Here is a 438-nt window from a genome sequence, read left to right as displayed (position 1 = left end):
GATAAATAGAGAAGAAAATTTAAAACAGATGCTAACTGATTCTGATTATAATGCTAAATCAGGTGCTAATATGATGGCTAAACTTCAAGCAAGAGAAGAACAATTGAGAACTAGATTTAATAAATATCAACAAAGATACATGCTAAAAAATTTTGAAGGATGGAACTAGCATGAGTTACTTAAGTGATATAAAAAAAAGAATTGGACTTGGTTGTTCAACACCTAAAGAAAAAAGAATATTAAAACTAAGATTAAGTTTTAAGAAATATTTAAAAGAAACACCAACCTGTATTGAAGTTCCTATAACCGATATAGATGCAGTTGGTATAAATGAAGATACTAAAAAAGCTGCAGTTGCAATTAATGATATAACTCATAATGAAAAAAGAGCTTTAGAGGAAAAAAATCTATTAGTTGAATTTGATTTAGATGTAGATG

The 438-nt window shown here is 27.2% G+C and carries 1 pseudogene; it reads left to right on the top strand.

The annotated features are described in order from the left end of the window. Window positions 1-170: 170 nt before the first annotated feature. Window positions 171-438, top strand: a pseudogene (locus KGF38_RS20080) (hypothetical protein); the annotation flags it as partial.

Origin of the sequence: Clostridioides sp. ZZV14-6387 (assembly GCF_020657835.1) — a bacterium.
Taxonomy (GTDB): Bacteria; Bacillota; Clostridia; order Peptostreptococcales; family Peptostreptococcaceae; genus Clostridioides; species Clostridioides difficile_A.
The sequence above is the reverse complement of the archived record's forward strand: the minus strand, read 5'-3'. Positions and strand labels throughout refer to the sequence as shown.